At 32.7% G+C, this 22241-nt stretch carries 23 protein-coding genes; 21 read left to right on the top strand and 2 right to left on the bottom strand.

The genetic code is table 11. The annotated features are described in order from the left end of the window. The first annotated feature begins 162 nt into the window (after positions 1-162). The 11 genes from uvrB to KA883_RS05420 all read left to right on the top strand — a co-directional run bounded on the left by uvrB (position 163) and on the right by KA883_RS05420 (position 14617). The gene (gene uvrB, locus KA883_RS05470) at positions 163-2148 is read left to right on the top strand and encodes an excinuclease ABC subunit UvrB (RefSeq protein ID WP_176745312.1); all 1986 of its coding nucleotides are present in this window, start codon (positions 163-165) and stop codon (positions 2146-2148) included. A 5-nt stretch (positions 2149-2153) separates the two neighbouring features. After that, a complete protein-coding gene (gene uvrA, locus KA883_RS05465) occupies positions 2154-4991 on the top strand; it encodes an excinuclease ABC subunit UvrA (RefSeq protein WP_046207433.1) in 2838 nt (945 codons plus the stop codon). 326 nt (positions 4992-5317) lie between these two features. Next, the gene (gene hprK, locus KA883_RS05460) at positions 5318-6256 is read left to right on the top strand and encodes an HPr(Ser) kinase/phosphatase (RefSeq protein WP_046207434.1); all 939 of its coding nucleotides are present in this window, start codon (positions 5318-5320) and stop codon (positions 6254-6256) included. Continuing rightward, on the top strand, positions 6253-7089 hold the full coding sequence (gene lgt, locus KA883_RS05455) for a prolipoprotein diacylglyceryl transferase (RefSeq protein ID WP_046207435.1): 837 nt from the start codon (positions 6253-6255) through the stop codon (positions 7087-7089). The genes hprK and lgt overlap by 4 nt, the downstream gene beginning before the upstream one ends. Positions 7090-7098: 9 nt before the next feature. Continuing rightward, entirely contained in the window at positions 7099-7575 is a 477-nt protein-coding gene (locus tag KA883_RS05450) for an acyltransferase (RefSeq protein WP_046207436.1), read from the top strand. A gap of 23 nt (positions 7576-7598) precedes the next feature. Continuing rightward, positions 7599-9047, top strand: coding sequence for a tetratricopeptide repeat protein (locus tag KA883_RS05445; protein ID WP_046207437.1), 1449 nt, complete (start codon positions 7599-7601; stop codon positions 9045-9047). A gap of 65 nt (positions 9048-9112) precedes the next feature. Then, positions 9113-10057, top strand: coding sequence for a thioredoxin-disulfide reductase (gene trxB, locus KA883_RS05440; RefSeq protein ID WP_046207438.1), 945 nt, complete (start codon positions 9113-9115; stop codon positions 10055-10057). Positions 10058-10533: 476 nt separating this feature from the next. Further along, positions 10534-11460 carry an RNase adapter RapZ gene (gene rapZ / locus KA883_RS05435; RefSeq protein ID WP_046207439.1) on the top strand — a complete coding sequence of 309 codons (927 nt, stop codon included), beginning with the start codon at positions 10534-10536 and terminating at the stop codon, positions 11458-11460. Next, positions 11447-12433, top strand: coding sequence for a gluconeogenesis factor YvcK family protein (locus KA883_RS05430; RefSeq protein WP_046207440.1), 987 nt, complete (start codon positions 11447-11449; stop codon positions 12431-12433). Before rapZ ends, KA883_RS05430 begins: the two co-directional genes overlap by 14 nt. Before the next feature lie 51 nt (positions 12434-12484). Next, positions 12485-13429 (top strand): DNA-binding protein WhiA, encoded by a 945-nt coding sequence (gene whiA, locus KA883_RS05425; protein ID WP_046207441.1) that lies wholly within the window; start codon positions 12485-12487, stop codon positions 13427-13429. A 342-nt stretch (positions 13430-13771) separates the two neighbouring features. Further along, positions 13772-14617: a YitT family protein gene (locus tag KA883_RS05420; protein ID WP_046207442.1), complete on the top strand. Its 846-nt coding sequence runs from the start codon at positions 13772-13774 to the stop codon at positions 14615-14617. Positions 14618-14991: 374 nt separating this feature from the next. Here KA883_RS05420 and KA883_RS13700 read toward each other — a convergent pair whose 3' ends face one another. Both KA883_RS13700 and KA883_RS05410 read right to left on the bottom strand, forming a co-directional pair. Then, complete coding sequence (locus tag KA883_RS13700; protein WP_210128587.1) at positions 14992-16041, bottom strand: tyrosine-type recombinase/integrase; 1050 nt, start codon at positions 16039-16041, stop codon at positions 14992-14994. Next, positions 16042-16875 (bottom strand): helix-turn-helix domain-containing protein, encoded by an 834-nt coding sequence (locus KA883_RS05410; protein WP_210128586.1) that lies wholly within the window; start codon positions 16873-16875, stop codon positions 16042-16044. A 161-nt stretch (positions 16876-17036) separates the two neighbouring features. Here KA883_RS05410 and KA883_RS05405 point away from each other — a divergent pair, with 161 nt between their 5' ends. The 10 genes from KA883_RS05405 to KA883_RS05360 all read left to right on the top strand — a co-directional run bounded on the left by KA883_RS05405 (position 17037) and on the right by KA883_RS05360 (position 22233). After that, complete coding sequence (locus tag KA883_RS05405) at positions 17037-17258, top strand: helix-turn-helix domain-containing protein (RefSeq protein WP_011303615.1); 222 nt, start codon at positions 17037-17039, stop codon at positions 17256-17258. Continuing rightward, positions 17255-17878, top strand: coding sequence for a BRO-N domain-containing protein (locus KA883_RS05400; protein ID WP_210128585.1), 624 nt, complete (start codon positions 17255-17257; stop codon positions 17876-17878). The genes KA883_RS05405 and KA883_RS05400 overlap by 4 nt, the downstream gene beginning before the upstream one ends. A 16-nt stretch (positions 17879-17894) precedes the next feature. Next, positions 17895-18155, top strand: coding sequence for a DUF771 domain-containing protein (locus KA883_RS05395; RefSeq protein ID WP_210128584.1), 261 nt, complete (start codon positions 17895-17897; stop codon positions 18153-18155). A 10-nt stretch (positions 18156-18165) separates the two neighbouring features. Next, positions 18166-18321: a hypothetical protein gene (locus KA883_RS05390; RefSeq protein WP_210128583.1), complete on the top strand. Its 156-nt coding sequence runs from the start codon at positions 18166-18168 to the stop codon at positions 18319-18321. A 1-nt stretch (position 18322) separates the two neighbouring features. Beyond that, positions 18323-18556 (top strand): hypothetical protein, encoded by a 234-nt coding sequence (locus KA883_RS05385; protein WP_210128582.1) that lies wholly within the window; start codon positions 18323-18325, stop codon positions 18554-18556. A 1-nt stretch (position 18557) separates the two neighbouring features. Next, positions 18558-18860, top strand: a complete 303-nt coding sequence (gene tscT, locus KA883_RS05380; RefSeq protein ID WP_210128581.1) for a type II toxin-antitoxin system toxin TscT — start codon at positions 18558-18560, stop codon at positions 18858-18860. A 59-nt stretch (positions 18861-18919) separates the two neighbouring features. Beyond that, the gene (locus KA883_RS05375) at positions 18920-20551 is read left to right on the top strand and encodes a phage resistance protein (RefSeq protein ID WP_210128580.1); all 1632 of its coding nucleotides are present in this window, start codon (positions 18920-18922) and stop codon (positions 20549-20551) included. A gap of 158 nt (positions 20552-20709) precedes the next feature. After that, complete coding sequence (locus KA883_RS05370) at positions 20710-21513, top strand: bifunctional DNA primase/polymerase (RefSeq protein WP_210128579.1); 804 nt, start codon at positions 20710-20712, stop codon at positions 21511-21513. Next, complete coding sequence (locus KA883_RS05365) at positions 21500-21775, top strand: pathogenicity island protein (RefSeq protein WP_210128578.1); 276 nt, start codon at positions 21500-21502, stop codon at positions 21773-21775. The genes KA883_RS05370 and KA883_RS05365 overlap by 14 nt, the downstream gene beginning before the upstream one ends. A gap of 5 nt (positions 21776-21780) precedes the next feature. Continuing rightward, a complete protein-coding gene (locus KA883_RS05360) occupies positions 21781-22233 on the top strand; it encodes a hypothetical protein (RefSeq protein WP_210128577.1) in 453 nt (150 codons plus the stop codon). Positions 22234-22241 lie beyond the last annotated feature (8 nt).

The raw sequence follows: 22241 nt of genomic DNA, 5'->3' as shown, positions 1-22241 counted from the left end.
GCGAACAAATGTTTGTATTAAAGGTAATAAATCTGTTAAAATGTAAACTGTTAATAGTATACTTAAGTAAAATATAGTTACAGCCACTATAGTAAGTCGCGTATTAAATGAGATATTTAAACTATGTTCGAACGGATAGAAATATAATAGGAGGCATGTGTCATTATGGAACACTACCCATTTAAATTACAATCGAATTTTGATCCTAAAGGTGATCAACCTGAAGCGATTCGACAAATTGTAGATGGTGTGAATGCGGGTAAGAGACATCAGACTTTACTTGGAGCTACGGGTACAGGTAAGACATTTACAATGAGTAATGTGATTCAACAAGTTGGTAAACCGACTTTAATCATCGCCCATAACAAAACGTTAGCAGGACAATTATATAGTGAATTTAAAGAATTCTTTCCTGAAAATAGAGTCGAGTATTTTGTCAGTTACTACGATTATTATCAACCAGAGGCGTATGTACCATCAACTGACACATTTATTGAAAAAGATGCGTCAATTAATGATGAAATTGACCAATTGCGTCACTCTGCGACAAGTGCACTATTTGAAAGAGATGACGTCATTATCATAGCTAGTGTGAGCTGTATCTATGGTTTAGGTAATCCAGAAGAATATCGGGACTTAGTGGTTAGTGTTCGTGTAGGTATGGAAATGGACAGAAGCGAGTTACTTAAAAAATTAGTAGATGTGCAATACACAAGAAATGATATAGATTTCAGACGTGGTACGTTCCGAGTTAGAGGAGATGTTGTAGAAATATTTCCTGCCTCTCGTGAAGAAATGTGTATTCGCGTTGAATTTTTCGGAGATGAAATAGATAGAATACGTGAGGTTAATTACTTAACTGGAGAAGTGTTGAGAGAGCGCGATCATTTTGCTATTTTCCCAGCTTCTCACTTCGTTACACGAGAAGAAAAAATGAAATCTGCCATCCAACGTATTGAAAATGAACTTGAAGAACGATTATCAGAATTGCGTTCTGAGAATAAATTGCTTGAAGCTCAGCGCTTAGAACAAAGAACGAATTATGATTTGGAAATGATGAGAGAGATGGGATTTTGTTCAGGTATTGAAAATTATTCTGTACATTTGACACTTAGACCCATGGGTTCCACGCCTTATACATTGCTTGATTATTTTGGAGATGACTGGCTTGTGATGATTGATGAGTCACATGTGACATTACCACAAATTAGAGGTATGTATAATGGTGACCGTGCGCGTAAACAAGTGCTTGTGGATCATGGATTTAGGCTACCAAGTGCTTTAGACAATAGACCGTTAAAATTTGAAGAATTTGAAGAAAAAACGAAACAACTCGTATATGTATCTGCTACACCAGGACCTTATGAATTAGAACATACAGATGAAATGGTGGAGCAAATCATTCGTCCAACAGGATTATTAGATCCTAAAATTGAAGTGAGACCTACAGAAAATCAAATTGATGATCTGCTTGGCGAAATACAAACGCGTATTGAACGAAATGAACGTGTTTTAGTAACGACATTGACTAAAAAGATGAGTGAAGACTTAACCACGTATATGAAAGAAGCAGGCATCAAAGTGAATTATTTACATTCAGAAATTAAAACTTTAGAGCGAATTGAAATTATTCGAGATTTACGTGTGGGTACCTACGATGTGATCGTTGGTATTAACTTATTAAGAGAGGGTATTGATATACCAGAAGTATCACTAGTCGTTATTTTAGATGCAGATAAAGAAGGTTTCTTACGCTCTCAGAGATCACTTGTCCAAACAGTAGGTCGTGCAGCCCGTAATAGTGGTGGTGAAGTGATTATGTATGGTGATAAAATTACGGATTCAATGCGCTATGCACTTGATGAAACAGAGCGTCGTAGATCGATTCAACAAGCATATAATGAAAAGTATAATATTACACCAACTACTATTAATAAAAAAATTCATGATGTAATCAGTGCTACTGTTGAAACAGATGAAACAAACGAAGCAAAACGTACGGAAGTACCTAAGAAAATGACGAAAAAAGAGCGTGAGAAAACGATTGATAATATAGAAAAAGAAATGAAGCAAGCAGCTAAAGACTTAGACTTTGAAAAAGCAACTGAACTCAGAGATATGTTGTTTGAATTAAAAGCAGAAGGGTGACGAAAATGAAACAACCATCCATTGTAGTTAAAGGGGCACGTGCCCATAATTTAAAAGATGTTGATATTGAAATACCTAAAAATAAACTTATAGTTATGACAGGTTTATCTGGGTCAGGCAAATCTTCATTGGCTTTTGATACGATTTATGCAGAAGGTCAACGTAGATATGTAGAGTCATTAAGTGCTTATGCAAGACAGTTTTTAGGACAAATGGACAAGCCAGATGTCGATACGATTGAAGGTTTATCTCCTGCGATTTCAATAGACCAAAAAACAACGAGTAAAAACCCAAGATCTACAGTTGCAACAGTTACTGAAATTTATGATTATATTCGTCTGTTATATGCGCGTGTTGGGAAGCCATTTTGCCCAAATCATGGTATCGAAATTGAATCTCAAACTGTGCAACAAATGGTCGATCAAGTTTTACAACTTGAAGAGCGTAGTAAGATTCAATTACTGGCGCCTGTAGTAACTCATAGAAAAGGTGCGCACGAAAAATTAATTGATGATATTAGTAAAAAGGGATATGTACGTGTGCGTGTTGATGGCGAAATTATTGATGTTAATGAAGTGCCGAATTTAGATAAAAATAAGAATCATACGATAGAAGTTGTCATAGATCGCCTTGTAATCAAAGAAGGTATTGAAACACGTCTAGCAGATTCTATAGAAACGGCGTTACAATTAGCTGAAGGTAACTTAATCGTAGATATTATTGGTGGCGATGAGTTAAAATTTTCCGAAAATCATGCTTGTCCCATTTGCGGATTCTCAATCGGAGAATTAGAACCACGAATGTTTAGTTTTAACAGCCCATTCGGTGCTTGTCCGACTTGTGATGGTTTAGGACAAAAACTGATGGTCGATTTAGACTTAGTCGTTCCTGATAAAGAGAAATCATTGAATGAAGGTGCAATCGTTGCCTGGGAATCATCAAGTTCAGACTTTTATCCAACATTATTAAATCGTGTTTGTGAAGTCTATAAAATAAATATGGACAAACCATTCAAAAAATTAACTGAACGTCAAAAGGATATTATTCTTTATGGTTCCAAAGATAAAGAAATTGAATTTACATTCAAGCAACGAAATGGCCAAACGAGAAAACGCACAATGGCGTTTGAAGGTGTGATTAATAATATCAATAGACGTTATCATGATTCTCCTTCAGAACTCGTAAGAGAAATGATGAGCAAATACATGACAGAACTCACTTGTGAAACTTGCCACGGTAAACGATTAAGCCGTGAAGCCTTATCAGTATATGTGGACGGGAAAAACATTGGTGAAGTGGTAGAACGTTCAATTAAAGATGCATTGTATAACTATGAACATATCACAATGTCAGAACAAGACAGAAAAATTGCCAATCAAATTCTAAAAGAGATTAATTCGAGATTAGAATTTTTATATAACGTAGGTTTAGAGTACTTAACCTTAAATCGTGCATCTGGCTCTTTATCAGGTGGTGAGGCGCAACGCATACGTTTGGCAACTCAGATTGGTTCTAGGCTTTCTGGTGTATTATATGTTTTAGATGAACCTTCTATAGGCTTGCATCAACGTGATAATGATCGGTTAATTAGCACATTAAAAGAAATGCGCGATCTAGGTAACACTTTAATCGTTGTTGAACATGATGATGATACGATGCGTGCTGCAGATTACTTAGTAGACGTAGGACCAGGTGCTGGTGAACACGGTGGTGAAATTGTTGCTAGTGGTACGCCTAAACAAGTTATGGCAAATACAAATTCATTAACAGGTCAATATTTGAGTGGTAAGAAAAAAATTGAGGTGCCAGAATCACGTCGTGAAGTTACGGATAGAAAGATTAGTGTTAAAGGTGCACGAAGTAATAATTTGAAAGATGTTAGTGTAGACTTTCCGCTTTCAACGATGAATGTTGTTACAGGTGTGTCTGGTTCTGGTAAAAGTACATTAGTCAATGAAGTATTGTATAAGTCATTAGCTAAGAAGATTAATAAATCTAAAGTCAAACCAGGAGATTATGATGAAATTAACGGTATAGACCAACTTGATCGTATTATTGATATTGATCAATCACCGATTGGTAGAACCCCACGTTCTAATCCAGCAACCTATACTGGTGTTTTTGATAATATACGAGATATTTTTGCACAAACGAATGAAGCAAAAGTGAGAGGTTATTCTAAAGGTCGCTTTAGTTTTAATGTTAAAGGTGGTCGTTGTGAAGCATGTAAAGGTGACGGTATCATTAAAATAGAAATGCACTTTTTACCAGATGTTTATGTGCCTTGTGAAGTTTGTGGTGGTACTAGATACAATCGTGAAACGCTTGAAGTAACATACAAAGGTCAAAACATTGCAGATGTCTTGGCTATGACTGCCGAAGAAGCAACAAACTTTTTTGAAAATGTGCCTAAAATACATCGTAAATTGAAAACATTAGTTGATGTTGGTTTAGGTTATGTTACTTTAGGACAACCGGCTACGACATTATCTGGTGGTGAAGCACAACGTGTTAAACTTGCTTCAGAATTGCATAAACGCTCTACAGGTCGTTCTATCTATATTCTAGATGAACCAACCACTGGTTTACATGTTGATGATATTAGTCGATTATTAAAAGTACTAAATAAATTGGTTGATAATGGTGACACAGTTGTTATCATCGAGCACAATTTAGACGTTATAAAAATGGCTGATCACATTATTGATTTAGGTCCAGAAGGCGGTGATGGTGGTGGCACAATTGTTGCAACAGGCACACCAGAAGATATCGCAAAAGTGAAGGGCAGCTATACTGGTCAATATTTAAAACCAGTTTTAGAAAGAGATACTGTTCAAGCATAACGTTATATTGAATAAACTTTGTAATAACATATAAAATATTATTTACTCCATACAAGTAGACATCATCATATGTCAGAATGTATGGAGTATTTTTTGATATCTAATATTTTAATTTATTTAGACATGTTGGGTGGTCAACGCAATGATTTAAAATAAATTAAATGTTTAAATCAGTAACAGTAATTTCATTCATAAATAATATAAGGTATGATGTCTACGATGGGATTTATTTTGGACTTCTGTACTTTTTTATATAGATTATCAGTCCTTTTTGATATGATAATGACATATGTAATTTTAGGAGAAATATTAATAGAGGTGAACCTATGTTAACAACAAAGAGTTTAATTGAACGCTTTAACCTTGAGCTTATAGCTGGAGAGTCAGGCTTAAATAAACAAATAAAAAACACAGATATATCAAGACCAGGATTAGAAATGGCTGGATATTTTTCTCACTATGCATCCGACCGCATTCAATTGTTAGGGACAACAGAGTTGTCATTTTATAACCTACTACCTGATGAAGAGCGCAAAGGACGTATGAAAAAATTATGCCGGCCAGAAACACCAGCCATTATTGTGACAAGAGATTTAGAACCGCCAGAAGAGCTTGTAGCATCAGCTAAAGAGTTTGATACACCGCTTATCACATCAACAGTTGCAACAACGCAATTAATGAGTCGTTTAACGACTTTCTTAGAACATGAGCTGGCAAGAACAACTTCATTGCACGGTGTGTTGGTAGATGTGTATGGTGTCGGTGTGCTTATAACAGGAGACTCAGGTATTGGTAAAAGTGAAACAGCACTTGAATTAATCAAGCGTGGTCACAGACTTGTCGCGGATGACAACGTAGAAATTAGAGAAATAAGTAAAGATGAATTGATTGGTAGGCCACCTAAATTAATAGAGCATTTATTAGAAATTAGAGGGTTAGGTATTATTAATGTCATGACACTGTTTGGTGCAGGTTCCATTTTGACTGAAAAGCGTTTACGTTTAAATATTCATTTGGAAAATTGGCATAAAGATAAATTGTATGACCGTGTTGGCTTGAATGAGGAAACATTGCGCATCTTAGATACTGAGATTACTAAAAAGACAATACCGGTTAGACCAGGTCGTAACGTAGCAGTGATTATTGAAGTTGCAGCGATGAACTACAGACTTAATATTATGGGCATTAACACTGCAGAAGAATTCAATGAACGCTTAAATGCTGAAATTATGCGTAACGGTAGCAACAATAAGGAGAATCAATGATGTTATTGAATTATATTGATCCAATCGCATTTGAGCTTGGTCCTATTTCGGTTCATTGGTATGGCATTATCATCGCCGCAGGTATACTATTAGGATATTTTATCGCTCAAGAAAGTGTTAAACGCATAGGTTTTGATAAAGATATATTGATTGATATCATCTTTTGGAGTGCGATTTTTGGTTTTATCGCAGCCAGAATCTATTTTGTTATTTTTCAATGGCCATACTATGCACAACATCCAATAGAAATACCAATGATTTGGTATGGTGGTATCGCTATCCACGGTGGTCTAATTGGTGGTTTTATCACAGGTATTTTCGTGTGTAAACAAAAAAATATCAATCCATTTCAAATTGGTGATGTGATTGCGCCAAGTTTGATTTTAGGACAAGGTATTGGTCGATGGGGTAACTTTATGAATCATGAAGCTCATGGTGGACCTGTGTCTAAATCATTTTTAGAAAATATCCATATACCGGACTTTATTATTAATAATATGTATATTGATGGCCAATACTACCAACCGACGTTTTTATACGAATCTATATGGGATATTCTAGGATTTGTTATATTAATCTCATTAAGAAAACACTTACGTATAGGTGATACTTTCGCGCTATATCTTATCTGGTATTCTATAGGTAGATTCTTTGTAGAAGGTTTGCGCACAGATAGTTTAATGCTCACTGGAGACATACGTGTTGCTCAACTGATGTCTGTCGTGCTTATAGTTGCTGGAATTATCCTTATGATAGTTAGAAGAGTGAAATATAATGCACCACGATATAAAGGTGTTGGCCCTTTAACATGGTCAAAGCAAAAGGTGAAGTGATAGAATATAATGCGTGACTTAAAAAAGTTAAAAGTTGACGGTGAAAATCCGTTGTGGCATATGTATCGTTATATAAGCCGCGTCAAAATGTTTAAACAAACAGTAGTTGTTGAAGTTTGTCGCTACTTACCTAATGTGAAATTAAAGCATTGGATGTATCGCAATTTATTAAATATGAATATAGGTAGACATAGTGCATTTGCATTTAAAGTCGTACCTGATTTATTGCATCCTGAATATATCACGATTGGTGAAAACTGTGTCATAGGTTATAATACAACTATTTTGACGCATGAATTTTTAGTAGATGAATTTCGAACAGGGCATGTTGATATTGGAAATCATACGTTAATCGGAGCCAATGTAACCATTTTGCCTGGTGTAAAAATTGGGGATTATGTGAAAGTTGGTGCTGGTACTGTAGTATCTAGAGATATCCCAAATCACACATTGGCGTACGGAAATCCAATGCAACTGAAACAATGACTAAATACAGGAGGTGAACATGGATGGCGCAAAACAACAATAAAATTATTTCAATGAAGCTTGACAGTCCTTTTTATAGGAAATTAGCGGACCAAAAATATCAACAACAAGATTATAAAAAGGCAGCAGAATACTATGAAAAAGTGCTTGAAATGTCACCCCAGGAATTTGATGTTTTTGAAATTAAAGTAAAATTATCAGAGTGTCTCGCACATCTTGGTTATAACAATAGAGCAGAACATATTTTTTATGAAATGATTGCAAAGCAAGAATCAGTCATGGATAGTTACTATCAACTCAGTCAACTGAATATTACGCTAAATGAAGCAAATAAAGCTTTTTTATTTGGAATGAATTACGTCATTTTAGCAGAAGATGATGATTACCAAGAAGAGTTAGAAGAAATGTTTGAAGTTACTTATAACTCAGAAGAAAAGATAGAGATTGAATGTCAATTATTTGCTGTTCAACTCATTTTTCAATATTTATTCTCACAAGGTAGACTACCTGAAGCAAGAAATTTTATTTTGAATCAAAATGAAGCGATTCAAGATCATCGAGTGGTTAGAAATTTATTAGCTATGTGTTACCTTTATCTCAATGAATATGATACTGCTAAAGTAATGTTTGAACGTTTGCTTAATGAGGACAATACTGATGTACATGCGCTTTGCCATTACACATTATTATTGTATAACACTAATGAACAAGAAAAGTATCAACGGTATTTAAATATTTTAAGTAAAGTTGTACCTATGAATGATGATGAATCATTCAAATTAGGTATTGTCCTATGTTATTTAAAACAATATGAAGCTTCCCAAAAATTGTTACAACCTCTTTATAGAAAAGGGAAATTTCTTTCTATACAAATGTATAATGCGTTGAGCCATAATCATTATCATCTCAATCATATTGAAGATAGCAAATTTTTTTGGTCCAAGTTACAAGAAATATCTAAGGTAGATGTAGGTTATGCACCTTGGGTCATTGAACAAAGCAAGTCGTACTTTAACGAGCAAGTGTTACCACTATTATTAAGTGATGATAGTCATCATAGGTTATACGGGATTTTCTTGTTAAATCAATTAAAGGGTCGTGAAGTACTACTCACACAAGATATATGGGCTGTCTTAGAAGATATGAATGATTATGAAAAACTATATTTAACTTATCTTATTCAAGGTTTACAGTTAAATAAGTTAGATTTCATTCATAGAGGCATGTTAATGTTGTATAATATTGAATATTTGAAAAATAACGCAGAATTATTTATTGTATGGATTGATAAAGCAGAGGCAATTATAGCAGAACAAGCAGATTTAACATATGTAGATGATTATGTGGCAGCTTTTGTTTATATGTATTATCGTAGTATGGATGCTAAGATTACGAAGCAACAAGTATTGGAATGGTTTGATATAACAGCTTATCGTTTGAATAAAACGATAGATTATTTGGTAAGCATATAATTTTATGAAATGCAAGAAATCGTATATAATGCGTATAATGAATTAATAAACAGGAGGCAATTTAAATGGCTGAACAAGTGGATTTTGATGTTGCAATTGTAGGCGCAGGACCAGCTGGTATGACTGCTGCCGTATATGCATCGCGTGCAAACTTAAGTACTGTAATGATTGAACGTGGTATGCCAGGTGGACAAATGGCAAATACAGAAGAAGTTGAAAATTTCCCAGGTTTTGAAATGATAACAGGGCCAGATTTATCAACTAAAATGTTTGAACATGCTAAAAAATTTGGTGCAAAATATCAATATGGTGATATCAAATCAATAGAAGACAAAGGTCAATACAAAGTTATAAATCTTGGAAACAGTGAAATTACTGCACGAGCTGTGATTATATCTACTGGTGCTGAATATAAAAAAATTGGTGTGCCAGGTGAACAAGAATTAGGCGGTCGCGGTGTAAGTTATTGTGCAGTATGTGATGGTGCATTCTTCAAAAACAAAAAATTATTTGTTATCGGTGGTGGAGATTCAGCAGTTGAGGAAGGTACATTCCTTACAAAATTTGCTGATAGTGTAACAATCGTACACCGTAGAGATGAACTACGTGCGCAAAAAATCTTACAAGATCGTGCATTTAAAAACGATAAAATCGATTTTATTTGGAGCCATACTCTAAAAACAATCAATGAAAAAGACGGCAAAGTTGGTTCAGTTACTTTAGAATCTACTAAAGATGGTGCTGAACAAACATTAGATGCTGATGGTGTTTTCGTATACATTGGTATGAAACCACTAACAGCACCATTTGAAAATTTAGGCATTACAAATGAAGTAGGTTATATTGTTACTAATGAAGATATGAGTACGAAAATACCAGGCGTATATGCTGCTGGTGACGTACGTGCAAAAGGTCTACGTCAAATCGTAACTGCAACAGGCGATGGCAGTATTGCAGCACAAAGTGCAATTTCATATATTGAAGAATTAAAAGATGTTATAGAAGCATAGGCATAAACGCGTTATTTACTGTAATTAATTAAATAATAACGAGATTCAGACAGAGCTAGAATGTACCAACCTTACACGAATCATGTAGGTTGAGCATTCTAGCTTTTTTACATAATCGCATTTTAAGGTTGAAGTATTCGCTAGTTATGCGTTTTAGTTTTTTTATGCAGATGTATGCGTGATGATTTTTAAAACGTCGTAAAGAGATGCTGCTTTTCATAAATGATGTGAATCGAAAAAGAGATAAAGGTCCTTTAACATTTTTGGCAACAACTTTGTTACTTTTAAGTCAGTCTGCAATAGCAGTTAAGGTGAATTAAGTGATAAAACTACTACCAAAGTCGTTTTTCATGTAAAATATAATGTGATAGCATAGTGGTCATAAACTGACTAAGTTAAAACGATTGCGTATATGGATAAAAAATTCCAATATTATAAATGGAATATTAAAAATAATCTTTGGATGGTGTAAAGCAATGCAACGAGAAGAAAAAGAAGTGACTAAAAGTGAATTATTAGTTGTGACTGGTTTGTCTGGCGCAGGTAAGTCGGTTGTAATTCAAAGTTTAGAAGATATCGGTTATTTTTGTGTAGATAATTTACCTCCAATACTATTGCCGAAGTTTGTAGAATTAATGGGTCAAGGAAATCCTTCGCTGCAAAAGGTTGCCATTGCCATTGATTTAAGAGGGAAAGAACTTTTCAAATCATTGATTAAAGAAATCGATCAAATCAAAAGCAACTCAGACATTATCGTTGATATGATGTTCCTAGAAGCATCCAACGAAAAGTTGATTTCGCGTTATAAAGAGACGCGACGTGCACATCCATTAAACGAACAAGGCCAGCGCTCATTAATCGAAGCAATTGAAGAAGAACGCAGCTTACTCGCTGAAATTCAAAGTTTAGCAAATTATACGATTGATACATCATTTATGAAACCTAAAGAGCTTCGTAAGCGCATTGGAGATTACTTTAATCAAAGTAATTATCAAACATTTAATATCAATGTAACAAGTTTTGGGTTTAAACATGGTATTCAAATGGATGCAGATTTAGTGTTTGATGTGAGATTTTTGCCAAATCCGCATTATGTAGATGAACTCAGACCATTAACTGGTGAAGACGAAGCAGTATATAATTACGTTATGAAATGGAAAGCAACAAATATTTTTTATGAGAAATTAATGGATTTATTAAAATTTATGATTCCAGGTTATAAAAAAGAAGGTAAATCACAACTTGTGATAGCGATTGGTTGTACTGGAGGCCAGCATCGTTCTGTAGCTTTAGCAAAACGTATTGGTGCAGAGCTTAATGAAAATTTTGACTATAATGTATATGTGCATCATAGAGATGCTCAAATTGAAAGTGGCGTGAAACGAAAAAATGAAAAGAATTAAACTTGTACTTATTGGCGGTGGTACAGGTTTATCTGTTTTAGCACGTGGTTTAAAAGACTTCCCGATAGATATTACGACGATTGTCACAGTTGCTGATGACGGAGGTAGTACGGGGAAAATCAGAAATGAAATGGATATTCCTGCACCAGGTGACATACGAAATGTAATTTCAGCACTCAGTGATTCTGAATCAACAATTGAAAGATTGTTTCAATATCGTTTTAAAGAAAATCAAGTTGAAGGTCATTCTTTAGGCAACTTATTGATAGCTGCATTAACGAATATAAATGATGATTTTGGCCATGCAGTAAAAGAATTAAGTAAAATTTTAAATATAAGAGGCCGTGTGATACCATCTACAAATTCTAGTGTACGCTTAAATGCAGTGATGGAAGATGGCGAAATTGTTTATGGTGAATCAAAAATTCCTAAAAAAAATAAAAAAATAGAACGTGTATTTTTAGAACCAGAAAATGTAGAACCTATGGAAGAAGCGGTTGAAGCGATAGAGGATGCAGACTTAATCGTTTTAGGACCAGGTTCGTTATATACAAGTGTAATCTCAAACTTATGCGTTAAAGGTATTGCGGATTCGTTATTAAATTGTGATGCGCCTAAGCTATATGTATCAAATGTTATGACACAACCTGGTGAGACCAATCATTACACTGCCTTAGATCATGTCGAAGCAATACATAATCACATGGGTCGTCAATGTATAAACTATGCTATATGTAGTACCCAAACTTTTAACACTGATGTCTTACAACGTTATAAAGAAGATGGGGCAGTTCCAGTTAAATGCAATATGAGTGATATGGAAGCACGAAACATCAAAGTTTTTACGCACGAAAACTTGGTGGAAGTATCACAAGAAAATTATGTTCGACACAATACAGAGGTCTTGTCTAAAATGATTTACGAGATCGCTATGAGAGAGACAGAAACGATTGAATTTAAACGAGATAAATAAAATCGTAAAAAAACTAAGTATTAAACTTAGATAAGAAGGGGCTGAAGATGTATGAGCTTTGCATCAGAAATGAAAAATGAACTGACTAGAATAGAAGTAGATGAAACAAATGCAAAAGCAGAGCTCAGTGCGCTTATACGGATGAATGGTGCACTCAGTCTTTCCAATCAACAATTTGTGATTAATGTTCAAACTGAAAATGCTACGACAGCAAGACGGATATATTCCTTAATAAAAAAAGTGTTTAATGTTGAAGTAGAGCTACTTGTAAGAAAAAAAATGAAATTAAAAAAGAACAATATTTATATTTGTAGAATTAAAGCACGTGCTAAAGAAATTTTAGATGAATTAGGTATATTGAAAAATGGTGTCTTTACGCATGAAATAGATGAAGCGATGATTCGTGAAGATGAAATGAAAAGAAGTTATCTACGAGGTGCTTTTCTTGCGGGTGGATCAGTGAATAATCCAGAAACATCTTCTTATCATTTAGAAATATTTTCATTGTATGAAGACCATTCCGAAGGTATTACGAATTTAATGAATGAATATGAACTCAATGCTAAACATCTAGAACGAAAAAAAGGAAGCATTGCTTATTTAAAAGAAGCTGAAAAAATTTCTGATTTCTTGAGTTTAATCGGTGGCTATCAGGCATTACTTAAATTTGAAGATGTGCGTATTGTTAGAGATATGAGAAATTCCGTAAATCGATTGGTCAATTGTGAAACGGCGAATTTAAATAAAACCGTTAGTGCAGCGATGAAGCAGGTCGAAAGCATTCAACTAATCGACCAAGAAATTGGTTTAGATAATCTTCCTGATCGATTACGGGAAATAGCGAAGTTACGCATAGAGCATCAAGAAATTTCTCTGAAAGAATTAGGCGAAATGATGTCTACAGGTACAATTTCTAAATCCGGTGTCAATCATCGTTTAAGAAAATTAAACCAAATGGCTGATAAAATTCGGAGTGGTGAAACAATTGAACTTTAATCATTTGTCTGTAAAAGAAAATGGTGCTTATTACCAATGTTAAAACTAATTTTAAAAATATATTAAAATGTTATTGAAAAAAACTGCTTTTTGATATTATAATATGCTAATTAGATTTATATATGACGCCTCATATGAGGTGTCTTTTTTAATATGATTCAAATGGAGTTGTATTTTCTGAAGCATCAACTTACTTTGTTGATACCAAATAGATTATGACGATTAAGCGTATGCTATTGCAGTCTAAGGTTAGGTACAGCTAAGTATCATATTTAGTACAGGTTATGGCAGATAGTCTGTGACATGATTAAAATTTAAATGAAATAGAATGGGAGTGAATCAATGACAGCATTAATAAAAAATCATTATAAAAGTATCATCTTATGTTTAATTGGAACGTTTATCAACGCTATAGGTGTAAATTGCTTTTTACTTGGATCAAATTTGGGTGATGGCGGTACGGTAGGTATTGCGCTAGCCTTAAAATACACTTTGGGATTTTCTCCAGCTTGGTCTTCTTTGATTATTAATACCATAGTCGTTTTTATCGGCTGGAAGTATTTAAGTAAAACAATCGCTGTTTATACCGTTATTTCAAACACGGCACTCTCATTCTTTTTACGAGTAACTGAAAATATTAATTTAGGGATAGATGATTTTGTTATAAATTCTGTATTTGGTGGTGCAATTATAGGAATAGGTGCTGGACTTGTAATTTCTACAGGGAGTACCCTTGGAGGCACATCTGTAATTGCTAAAATTATAAGTAAATACTCAGAAATGAAGACATCACAAGGTATTTTTATTCTAGATGGCATTGTCGTCTTATCATTCTTGATGGTGTTACCATTAAAGAATGTCTTGTTTACGATTATTATGCTATTCATTACTGAAAGAGCGACTTCATTTATAATTGAAGGCTTTAATCCTAAAAAAGGCGTTACAATCATATCTAATAAGAATGAAATCATCAGTGACAAAATTAATTCCTTTACTGGTCGGGGCTCAACTTTATTAAATGGAAAAGGTGGTTATGCAAAAACAGAAACAACGATGTTATATGTTGTTGTGCCGCAATCTCAGGTGACAAGAGTGAAAAAATTAGTCAATGAAGTAGATGAAAATGCCTTTTTAGTTATTCATGATGTGCGAGATGTCTTAGGCAGCACGTTTATCAATGTAAAGTAATAGTGTTATGCTTAAGTTATTAAATATTGATAAATAAATACAAAATCATTTTCACAAAATCTTAAACGCTTAAATGTTGAAATTTAAGCGTTTTGAATAACAGCGAGTTTCAAATCTACTGGTTTGGTATTTTTCATGGTGTGAAAATAAAAAAAGACTTTCATCAACGGATAGTAAATGTCAATGAAAGCCCGAAAACTTCAATGTTCAGTTTGATGGTTTTAAGGAAGATTATCCAAAATATCCCCTCGAAGGGCATATTATAAAGTTATTAAACGCTGTTATATAGGTTTTTGTTTTGTGATTTGGGGACTATTTGGGGACTGGGATATAAATTATAATAAAAAACCACCTAATATTTATTATTAAGTGGCTTAAATAGTTTCTAATAATTTCATCGCTTTTTCATCTTCACGCTCGTAAGTTTCTTGAAGTAAGTGGGAGTAAATGGATTGTGTTGTGGCTGGGTTGGAATGTCCTAAATGTTTTGATATATATAGTATTGAAAAGCCATGATGTATGAGTATAGAACAGAAACTGTGTCTTAGCGAGTGAATAGTTATCTCTTTTATATTTAGATTAGCACATGCTTTTCTCAGTACTTTGTTTACAGCAGCATTAGTTATCGTTTTACCATCAACAGTAAAGATGTAACCACTGATATTAGTAGGTCGTGAATCAATAAATGATTGAATGCGTTTCATAGTTACTGCATCAATACTTATTATTCTGTCTGATGTTTCGGTTTTGGTACCTCTTAAATGAATTTTATTATTTTTAATATCCAGATCTTCACGTTTCAATTTAGCAATTTCTGAAAATCTACCACCTGTTGCAAGTGCTACTAATAGCACAAGTGATGAGGTGGTATTTTTTTGTTCAAAATAATGTTTAAGTTTTTTGAATTCAGATTCATTAATAAATTTCATTTCTTCTGTTTTGGCTGGAATAGATGCGTGTAATTCTGCTTTGTATGTAGGGTTTTTAATAACATAACCTTCATGTATAGCATCATCGAATGCATTACGTATATAACTATTTAACTTTCTAATCGTTTCATAACTGTGCGTTAAACCGTACTCATTGAGAAACTTTTGATATTCAGTACGTTTAATATCTTTTAATAACTTGTGTCTAAAATGCTCCTTAATATGCTTGTATGCAGATTCATAATGTCTTTTAGTTGATTCTGATACGTGTGGTAGTTTATTAACTTCATACCATTGATAAAAATAATCTGCAAATGTTATATCATTACTTACAGCATAACCATTTCTCATTTTATATTCTAAATCTTCTGCAATTCGTTTAGCTTCTTGTTTAGTACGATAACCACCTTTTTGAACTTTTTTACGGTTACCTTCATCGTCTACATATGAGATAGAATATCTCCATGTTTTACCTCGCTTTTCAATGTATGCCACTTAATCACCTCGATTTTGTTCTGACAAATATTGTTTCAATTCATTTATTGTAGTCATTCTTACTAGACGTTGTAATTTTAAAGCATCTTGTTGTTCTACTGCTTGGTTAATTGCTGAATAGTAATTATCTTCATAGAAAACGTCTCTATTTTGGTTAATCATACCTAATTGACTTATCAAACTATTTCTATCGTCAATATTCTTGTTTAACAAATCGAATATCAATGTATATTCATGTGAGTGCGAAATAAGGACGTTTTCATCTTTTTCTCTAGATATTTTAGTTCTTTCGTTTAATAATCCTTCTTTAAATATATTTATTATATTTCTCAATCTATCACGCTCATGATCTTTTAAAATAAGAAGTTCTTTTTCTGTTTCGTTGTTATCTAAGAGTATATTAACGTCAGTTCTTCCTAAAAATAGTTCAAATCGTTCTTGATTTAATAGCCATTCCAAATCAAAGTATGGGTATTCAACAGAATTAATTTTAGAATTTTTTTTGTCAATTCTAACAAAATTATCTGTGAATTTTTTATTAGGTAAACCTTTATCTAAATTTGCCTGTTTCATATTAGCAAATTGATTAAATTCTTTTTCAGCATTCTCTAAATTATATGAGGCTAAAGTTAGAAATCTTGAATAAAGGTTTTCTTTATTTTCTGGATCTAATGAATATGCTAAAGATAACAGCCTTTCTTTTTTAGGTAAACTGACAGAATTATTTTCAATTTTTGAAATATATGATTCCGATATACCCGATTTATTTGCTAATTCTTTCATTGTAAACCCTTTTTCTTTCCTTTGTTCTTTTAACAAACTGTTCAATGACATGGTTTCACTCCTTTAATAATAATTAATACAGTTATCATTTTACATTTATTTTCAAGTTTTTCAAGATTAATACTTGCAATTTTAAAATAAGCGATTATAATAAGGGTATATTCAAGTTTTGACATTAGCAAAAATTGAATTAAAAAAGAGGGGGGTTACTTATGAAAGATATTAACACTTTTAAAATTAAACAGTTACTAGTTAATAACAATATGAGTATTAAAGAACTAGCAAAAGAAACACCAGTTAATTATTCGTATTTGTTAGAGATTTTAAATCATAAAAAAAAGCCATCAATAATGCTAGTAATGAAAATTGCTAAAGCACTTAATGTTGAAATAGATCAAATTTCCAATATCAGTATTAAGGAGGAAGTTAGATGATTAAACAGTTTTTTGACGGTAAAGAAATTCGTTTTATTGAAAAAGACGGGGAGTATTGGGCAATAGCAGGTGATGTTGCAAAAGCATTAGGGTATTCACACACACCACATATGACTAGATTATTAGATGTGTCAGAAAAGGCTGTCCATAATGTGGACACCCTTAAAGGTAAGCAAAAAGCTGTAATTATTTCAGAAGTAGGTATTTACGAAGCTATTTGGAATAGTAGACGTGATGAAGCTGATGAGTTTAAGAAATGGGTTAAGCAAGTTATTAAAGAGTTAAGACAATCAATCGGATTAAAGCAACATGAAGTATTTCATTTAATGGATAAGCAGCATCAACGAAAAGCTATGGACGTTTTGCAAAAAGGTTTATCTAATCCCAATAAGATTAGTTATATTAAATGTCAAACTGTAGTTAATAAATGTGTTTCAACATTGTTTGGTTATGATAAAGCCTTAAAAAAAGAACAAATGAGTGAGGATATGTTAATTATTCGTCAACAAATTTTAGATGATACAGTCGATTTAATGACTTCTATTAACAAATTTGGTTTAGATATTTCAGTCAGTAAAACTATCTACAATAAATATTTAAATACACAAGCTACTGCTTAATAAGGAGGTGAAAATAATGCAAGAACAACTACAAGAAAATGAAGGTATTGTAATTATTAATGAACCTAAACTTGTGTGGTCATTTAAAGATTTACAGTCACACATGCAATTATCAAGGAATTCAGTTATGAAAAAACTTTTGCTTAATCCGAGATTTAAAAAGGACATTGAAAAGTATGTACATGAACCTAAATCACAATCAGATCATTACAAGTTTTTAGCAGAACCAATGAAAGAATATATTAAGAAGAATTTTAACGAAATATATAATTCCTAGGAGGGATTAAATGAAAAACTACGTAATACTACTCACATTACTTACAGTATTTACCTTATTACTAGCATTAGCGATTAACGATGTGTTTGTACCATTAGCTTTATATATTATAGGTGCAGTCGTAGCAATACCGTTGAAAGATAAAATTATTATAGGAGTGAATTAAGATGACAAAAGATGAATATATCGAGCAAACAGAAAAATCTCATCATATTTTAGGTCAAAGTGACTATGCGAATGAACTAATGAAATGGTTAATCGATTACTGCAATTCAAAACCACTTGATGAAGAAATCAGCGAAGATTTGGGAGAACTACTATTCAATTTAAATAATAAATTATTGATTGATTTAAATGATTTAAAAATGCAGATGACAAATATTAGAAAAGGGAGTAAATAACATGAATTTTGAAATGGATAATATAGGTACACAACTAGAATTATTGAAGGAAAATTTTGAAGATATGAAAGAAGCGCAAGGTTGGTTTGACGATGAGTGTTTACCGTATGACCGTAATTACCTTATAACTAAAGATGAAGCTCTTTCATATGCTCGTTCTTATCACGAACATCGTATTCACAGTAAACAGATGTTTGACCTATTGAGATTGTATATAAACGAATTTGAAACGATTATTAAAGAGTTTAGAGAATTAGAAAAAGCGTCCCGTGAGAACTTTGGCGAGGAATCACGAAACGCATAGAACGGATATTTAAGAAAAATATCTACTTAAAATACTAACATATATGAAAGGTTGATTGTATGGACGAAACAACACTTTATAAACAACATTTTGAATTTCATTCAAATTTAGATTATATCAATACAACAAGTTTATCAAGAATCAAGGAGATTAGTAAGCGAATAAATTTCGCTTCTATCTCTAGTGATAAACAAGTCTTTAATAATAAAGGTAATTTATATCATCGTGAAAAGCATGATATCGGTGATTACATTAATAACCTTACTTTAGATTATATCATAATTCCTAAAGAAATTGGAGTTATTTATGGAATTGTAAATACTAAAATTACAGAAAATGATAATGGTGAAGAGGAAAAGAAGGCAAGTTTCAAAGCAGATGCGTTCAACAATTATGCGAGATTTATTGCAGATCTCATATCAGATAAAGTGATTTATTCAGATGAATTAGATGCATTTTTAATAGTCAAAAGTAACACATATGAAGTAATAGACGACACAAATTTTGCCTTAAATTATCCAGTCGATAATAAGCATCAGATAAACGATTTTTTAGATGTGATGCTTGAAATGTACCGTGAACACCTAAATGTAGAACATGGTTACAATATCCTCCCTTATACCATCGCAGGTAATGATTGGATATACGATTGTAAAAACTTAGAGTTTAGGAAGAAAACACTTAATTCAGATGAATTATACGCTAAAAAATACGAGGTTAATGCGTCAGAGATTGATACAGACACACCTAAACGCTTCTATAATCTAGTTACCGAAAGTGATAAGAGTAAAAATAATTTAATGTTAGTACATGCTTATGCTATGTATCGCAAAATGAATCTCATACAAGCAGAAAAATGGTTTTTAATGAAAGACTTCGGACGTTCAGGTAAAGGGTTATTCATGACAACATTTGATGAATTGTTACAAGTTAATAAAGTAAACTTTGACAGCTTAATTTCAGGTGGATTTGAAGCATCTAACGAATGGATGAATTTTTACGGTGCAGATATTGCACATGCCAACGAAACAGGTGAAATCACAAAAAATATGATGCGTATATTAAGAAAAATTGCGACTGGTGAAGTGATTTCGGGTCGTGGCATTGGTAGAAACGCATTCACATTCAAAAATAAATCCTTATTAGTTCTAGATACAAATGAAAGTGTTGATACAGGGGAAATTACAGCAAACACGACACGTACAATTAAGATTTCACTTAAAGATAGACCACTTAACGAAACAGATGAAGAACGTTATCAAATATTCAAGCCATATTGGGATTTCGTGCAACCAAACGGTAAAAAGTCAGTAGCAGCTGCAGTTTCATTCTTGATTGCAAGTTTAGAATATCTGAAAGAAATTGGCCAAGAATTTAATTTTAATGATGTGACACTTAAACACTACTTTAGTGAAGATGAATTGACTGAAACACAAGTTTCTTTATTGAAAGCATTATCTAGGCAAAATTTCATATTTGCTGGTGATGAAACATTACAAAAGTTAATTGAACAAGATTATAAAAGTTTACGCTACAAACAAGCTAAAGATGACATGAAAAAAATTGGTATCAGTCTTAATAATCAAAAAAAGATAGATGGTGTAAATACAAGGATTCATGAAGTAGGCAACACAGAACTATTCAATATGGCGTTAAATTTAATCAATAATAAGCGTTACCGTAACTCTTAGGTAACTCTTATAGTAACTCTTAAAACGTTGCAATAACAGTCGGTAACTCTTGTAACGCTAATTTCTATATCGTTTTTTATAAATGAAATTATCTTTTACTACTATAGAGAAAATAAGGGTTACAAGCGTTACCGTAACTCTTAATTAGGAGGTATTCAATGACAGGTTATCATGTAGCAAAATATTTATTAAAAAAGAATATACAAGTTATACCTTTAAATCAATATAAGAAACCTAGTGTTACTTTTGCAGATATTGATGTTACTGATGAGTTCATTGAATATCATTCAAGTTTGTATCATCAAACACATGTATTAGGTGTGCTTACACGTGGTCTATGGTGTATCGATATTGATGTAGATCATCAAGAAGGTAGTAACGGATTAGAAAGTTTAAAAATGATACCTTTTTATGCCGAAGTTGTAGCTAATGCACAAAATACTTTAGTACAAACAACGCCTAGTGGTGGCAAGCATATAATATTCAAAAAAAGGGTTGGTATTGAATATGGTCAGAAAATAGATTATTTACCATCAGTAGATATAAAGGCACATGATAATAATTATTTTGTGTTAGCAAATAGTCAAACAAAAAAAGGGATTTATAAACACAATAAAAAAGATGTAACAGAATATAATGGAGAATTTGAAAATCGCATTTTTTCTAAACGTGGTAATTACACCCAACAAGTGTTAGAGCCGTATTCTATGAAACAAGTGCTATCAGACCACAATTTTGACCATTTAGGTGCTGGTAAAGGTGGATTAGGTAAACAAGCATATCAACGTATTGTAAATGGTGAAAGCGAATATAGGAATAATGATTTATATAAAGCAGCAAGCTATGCGAAGCAATGTAACATCGACATTGAACCGTTGCGTATATTGATTGGGGATAATAAAAATGGTGACGTTTTCGATGAGAGAAGTTGGGAGGCTACTGTAAGAAGTGCAGGCTACTAATATTGAAATAAATTATGATAAGCAAGCTAAAAAAATAGGGTTAATCGTTGGCATACCAGAAGAAATGTATTTCTGTTCAATAAGTAAAATATCGGCAGTTTATGTTGAATACATTGATGAAAAATGGGTGGTATGGCGTGAAAGTTATGTACCTAATACTAAAAGACGTACCAGTTATAAATTGATTGCTCATGGTGGCTTTGAATTAGTAATGGCACGTACTAAAAATTATTTGGGATATATTAAAAAGAATAGAGGATGAAGAAAATGAGCTATAAGCAACCATTCAAATTAAATAATAAGAAACTCAATATTAACGATATTAAGAATTTAGAAATTGCTAACAAACCCATTTGTCACATCTATAAAACGAAGGGCAAGTATCACTATTTAGAAATAGACTTTATAACATGTGATTGGTGTTTGTCGAGTTTAGGACAGGCAACGCTGCAATCAAGGTTAAACACTGAATCAATCTTCTTGTGGTTAAGAGGATACAATTTGAAACTCAATTATAACAGTGTAGGGCATATGACAATATATTTACGCGGTGATCACTTAGCGATTAATTATTTACTAGATGAAATTAATAAACTCACTGCAGATGCTAAATATTGGCAGAAATACAGAGATGGTAAACGTATGTTAGAAATTGATAGAAATAGTCACTATGTTATGCCGACACACCATATTAAAGGTAATACACAGAAAATAAGTTAAGGGAGTGT

The organism is Staphylococcus sp. GDY8P54P (assembly GCF_017892645.1).
Classification (GTDB): domain Bacteria; phylum Bacillota; class Bacilli; order Staphylococcales; family Staphylococcaceae; genus Staphylococcus; species Staphylococcus ureilyticus.
This window is presented reverse-complemented; position numbering and strand designations above follow the sequence as displayed.

Excerpts from the sequence above, each read along its gene's own strand:
- KA883_RS05410 (WP_210128586.1), bottom strand. The coding sequence starts at position 16,875 with ATGTCATTGAACAGTTTGTTAAAAGAACAAAGGAAAGAAAAAGGGTTT.
- whiA (WP_046207441.1), top strand. The coding sequence starts at position 12,485 with ATGAGCTTTGCATCAGAAATGAAAAATGAACTGACTAGAATAGAAGTA.
- KA883_RS05450 (WP_046207436.1), top strand. The coding sequence starts at position 7,099 with ATGCGTGACTTAAAAAAGTTAAAAGTTGACGGTGAAAATCCGTTGTGG.
- KA883_RS05395 (WP_210128584.1), top strand. The coding sequence starts at position 17,895 with ATGCAAGAACAACTACAAGAAAATGAAGGTATTGTAATTATTAATGAA.
- rapZ (WP_046207439.1), top strand. The coding sequence starts at position 10,534 with ATGCAACGAGAAGAAAAAGAAGTGACTAAAAGTGAATTATTAGTTGTG.
- KA883_RS05430 (WP_046207440.1), top strand. The coding sequence starts at position 11,447 with ATGAAAAGAATTAAACTTGTACTTATTGGCGGTGGTACAGGTTTATCT.
- KA883_RS05420 (WP_046207442.1), top strand. The coding sequence starts at position 13,772 with ATGACAGCATTAATAAAAAATCATTATAAAAGTATCATCTTATGTTTA.
- KA883_RS05370 (WP_210128579.1), top strand. The coding sequence starts at position 20,710 with ATGACAGGTTATCATGTAGCAAAATATTTATTAAAAAAGAATATACAA.
- lgt (WP_046207435.1), top strand. The coding sequence starts at position 6,253 with ATGATGTTATTGAATTATATTGATCCAATCGCATTTGAGCTTGGTCCT.
- KA883_RS05405 (WP_011303615.1), top strand. The coding sequence starts at position 17,037 with ATGAAAGATATTAACACTTTTAAAATTAAACAGTTACTAGTTAATAAC.
- uvrA (WP_046207433.1), top strand. The coding sequence starts at position 2,154 with ATGAAACAACCATCCATTGTAGTTAAAGGGGCACGTGCCCATAATTTA.
- trxB (WP_046207438.1), top strand. The coding sequence starts at position 9,113 with ATGGCTGAACAAGTGGATTTTGATGTTGCAATTGTAGGCGCAGGACCA.
- KA883_RS05445 (WP_046207437.1), top strand. The coding sequence starts at position 7,599 with ATGGCGCAAAACAACAATAAAATTATTTCAATGAAGCTTGACAGTCCT.
- tscT (WP_210128581.1), top strand. The coding sequence starts at position 18,558 with ATGAATTTTGAAATGGATAATATAGGTACACAACTAGAATTATTGAAG.
- KA883_RS05360 (WP_210128577.1), top strand. The coding sequence starts at position 21,781 with ATGAGCTATAAGCAACCATTCAAATTAAATAATAAGAAACTCAATATT.
- KA883_RS05385 (WP_210128582.1), top strand. The coding sequence starts at position 18,323 with ATGACAAAAGATGAATATATCGAGCAAACAGAAAAATCTCATCATATT.
- KA883_RS05375 (WP_210128580.1), top strand. The coding sequence starts at position 18,920 with ATGGACGAAACAACACTTTATAAACAACATTTTGAATTTCATTCAAAT.
- KA883_RS05390 (WP_210128583.1), top strand. The coding sequence starts at position 18,166 with ATGAAAAACTACGTAATACTACTCACATTACTTACAGTATTTACCTTA.
- hprK (WP_046207434.1), top strand. The coding sequence starts at position 5,318 with ATGTTAACAACAAAGAGTTTAATTGAACGCTTTAACCTTGAGCTTATA.
- KA883_RS05400 (WP_210128585.1), top strand. The coding sequence starts at position 17,255 with ATGATTAAACAGTTTTTTGACGGTAAAGAAATTCGTTTTATTGAAAAA.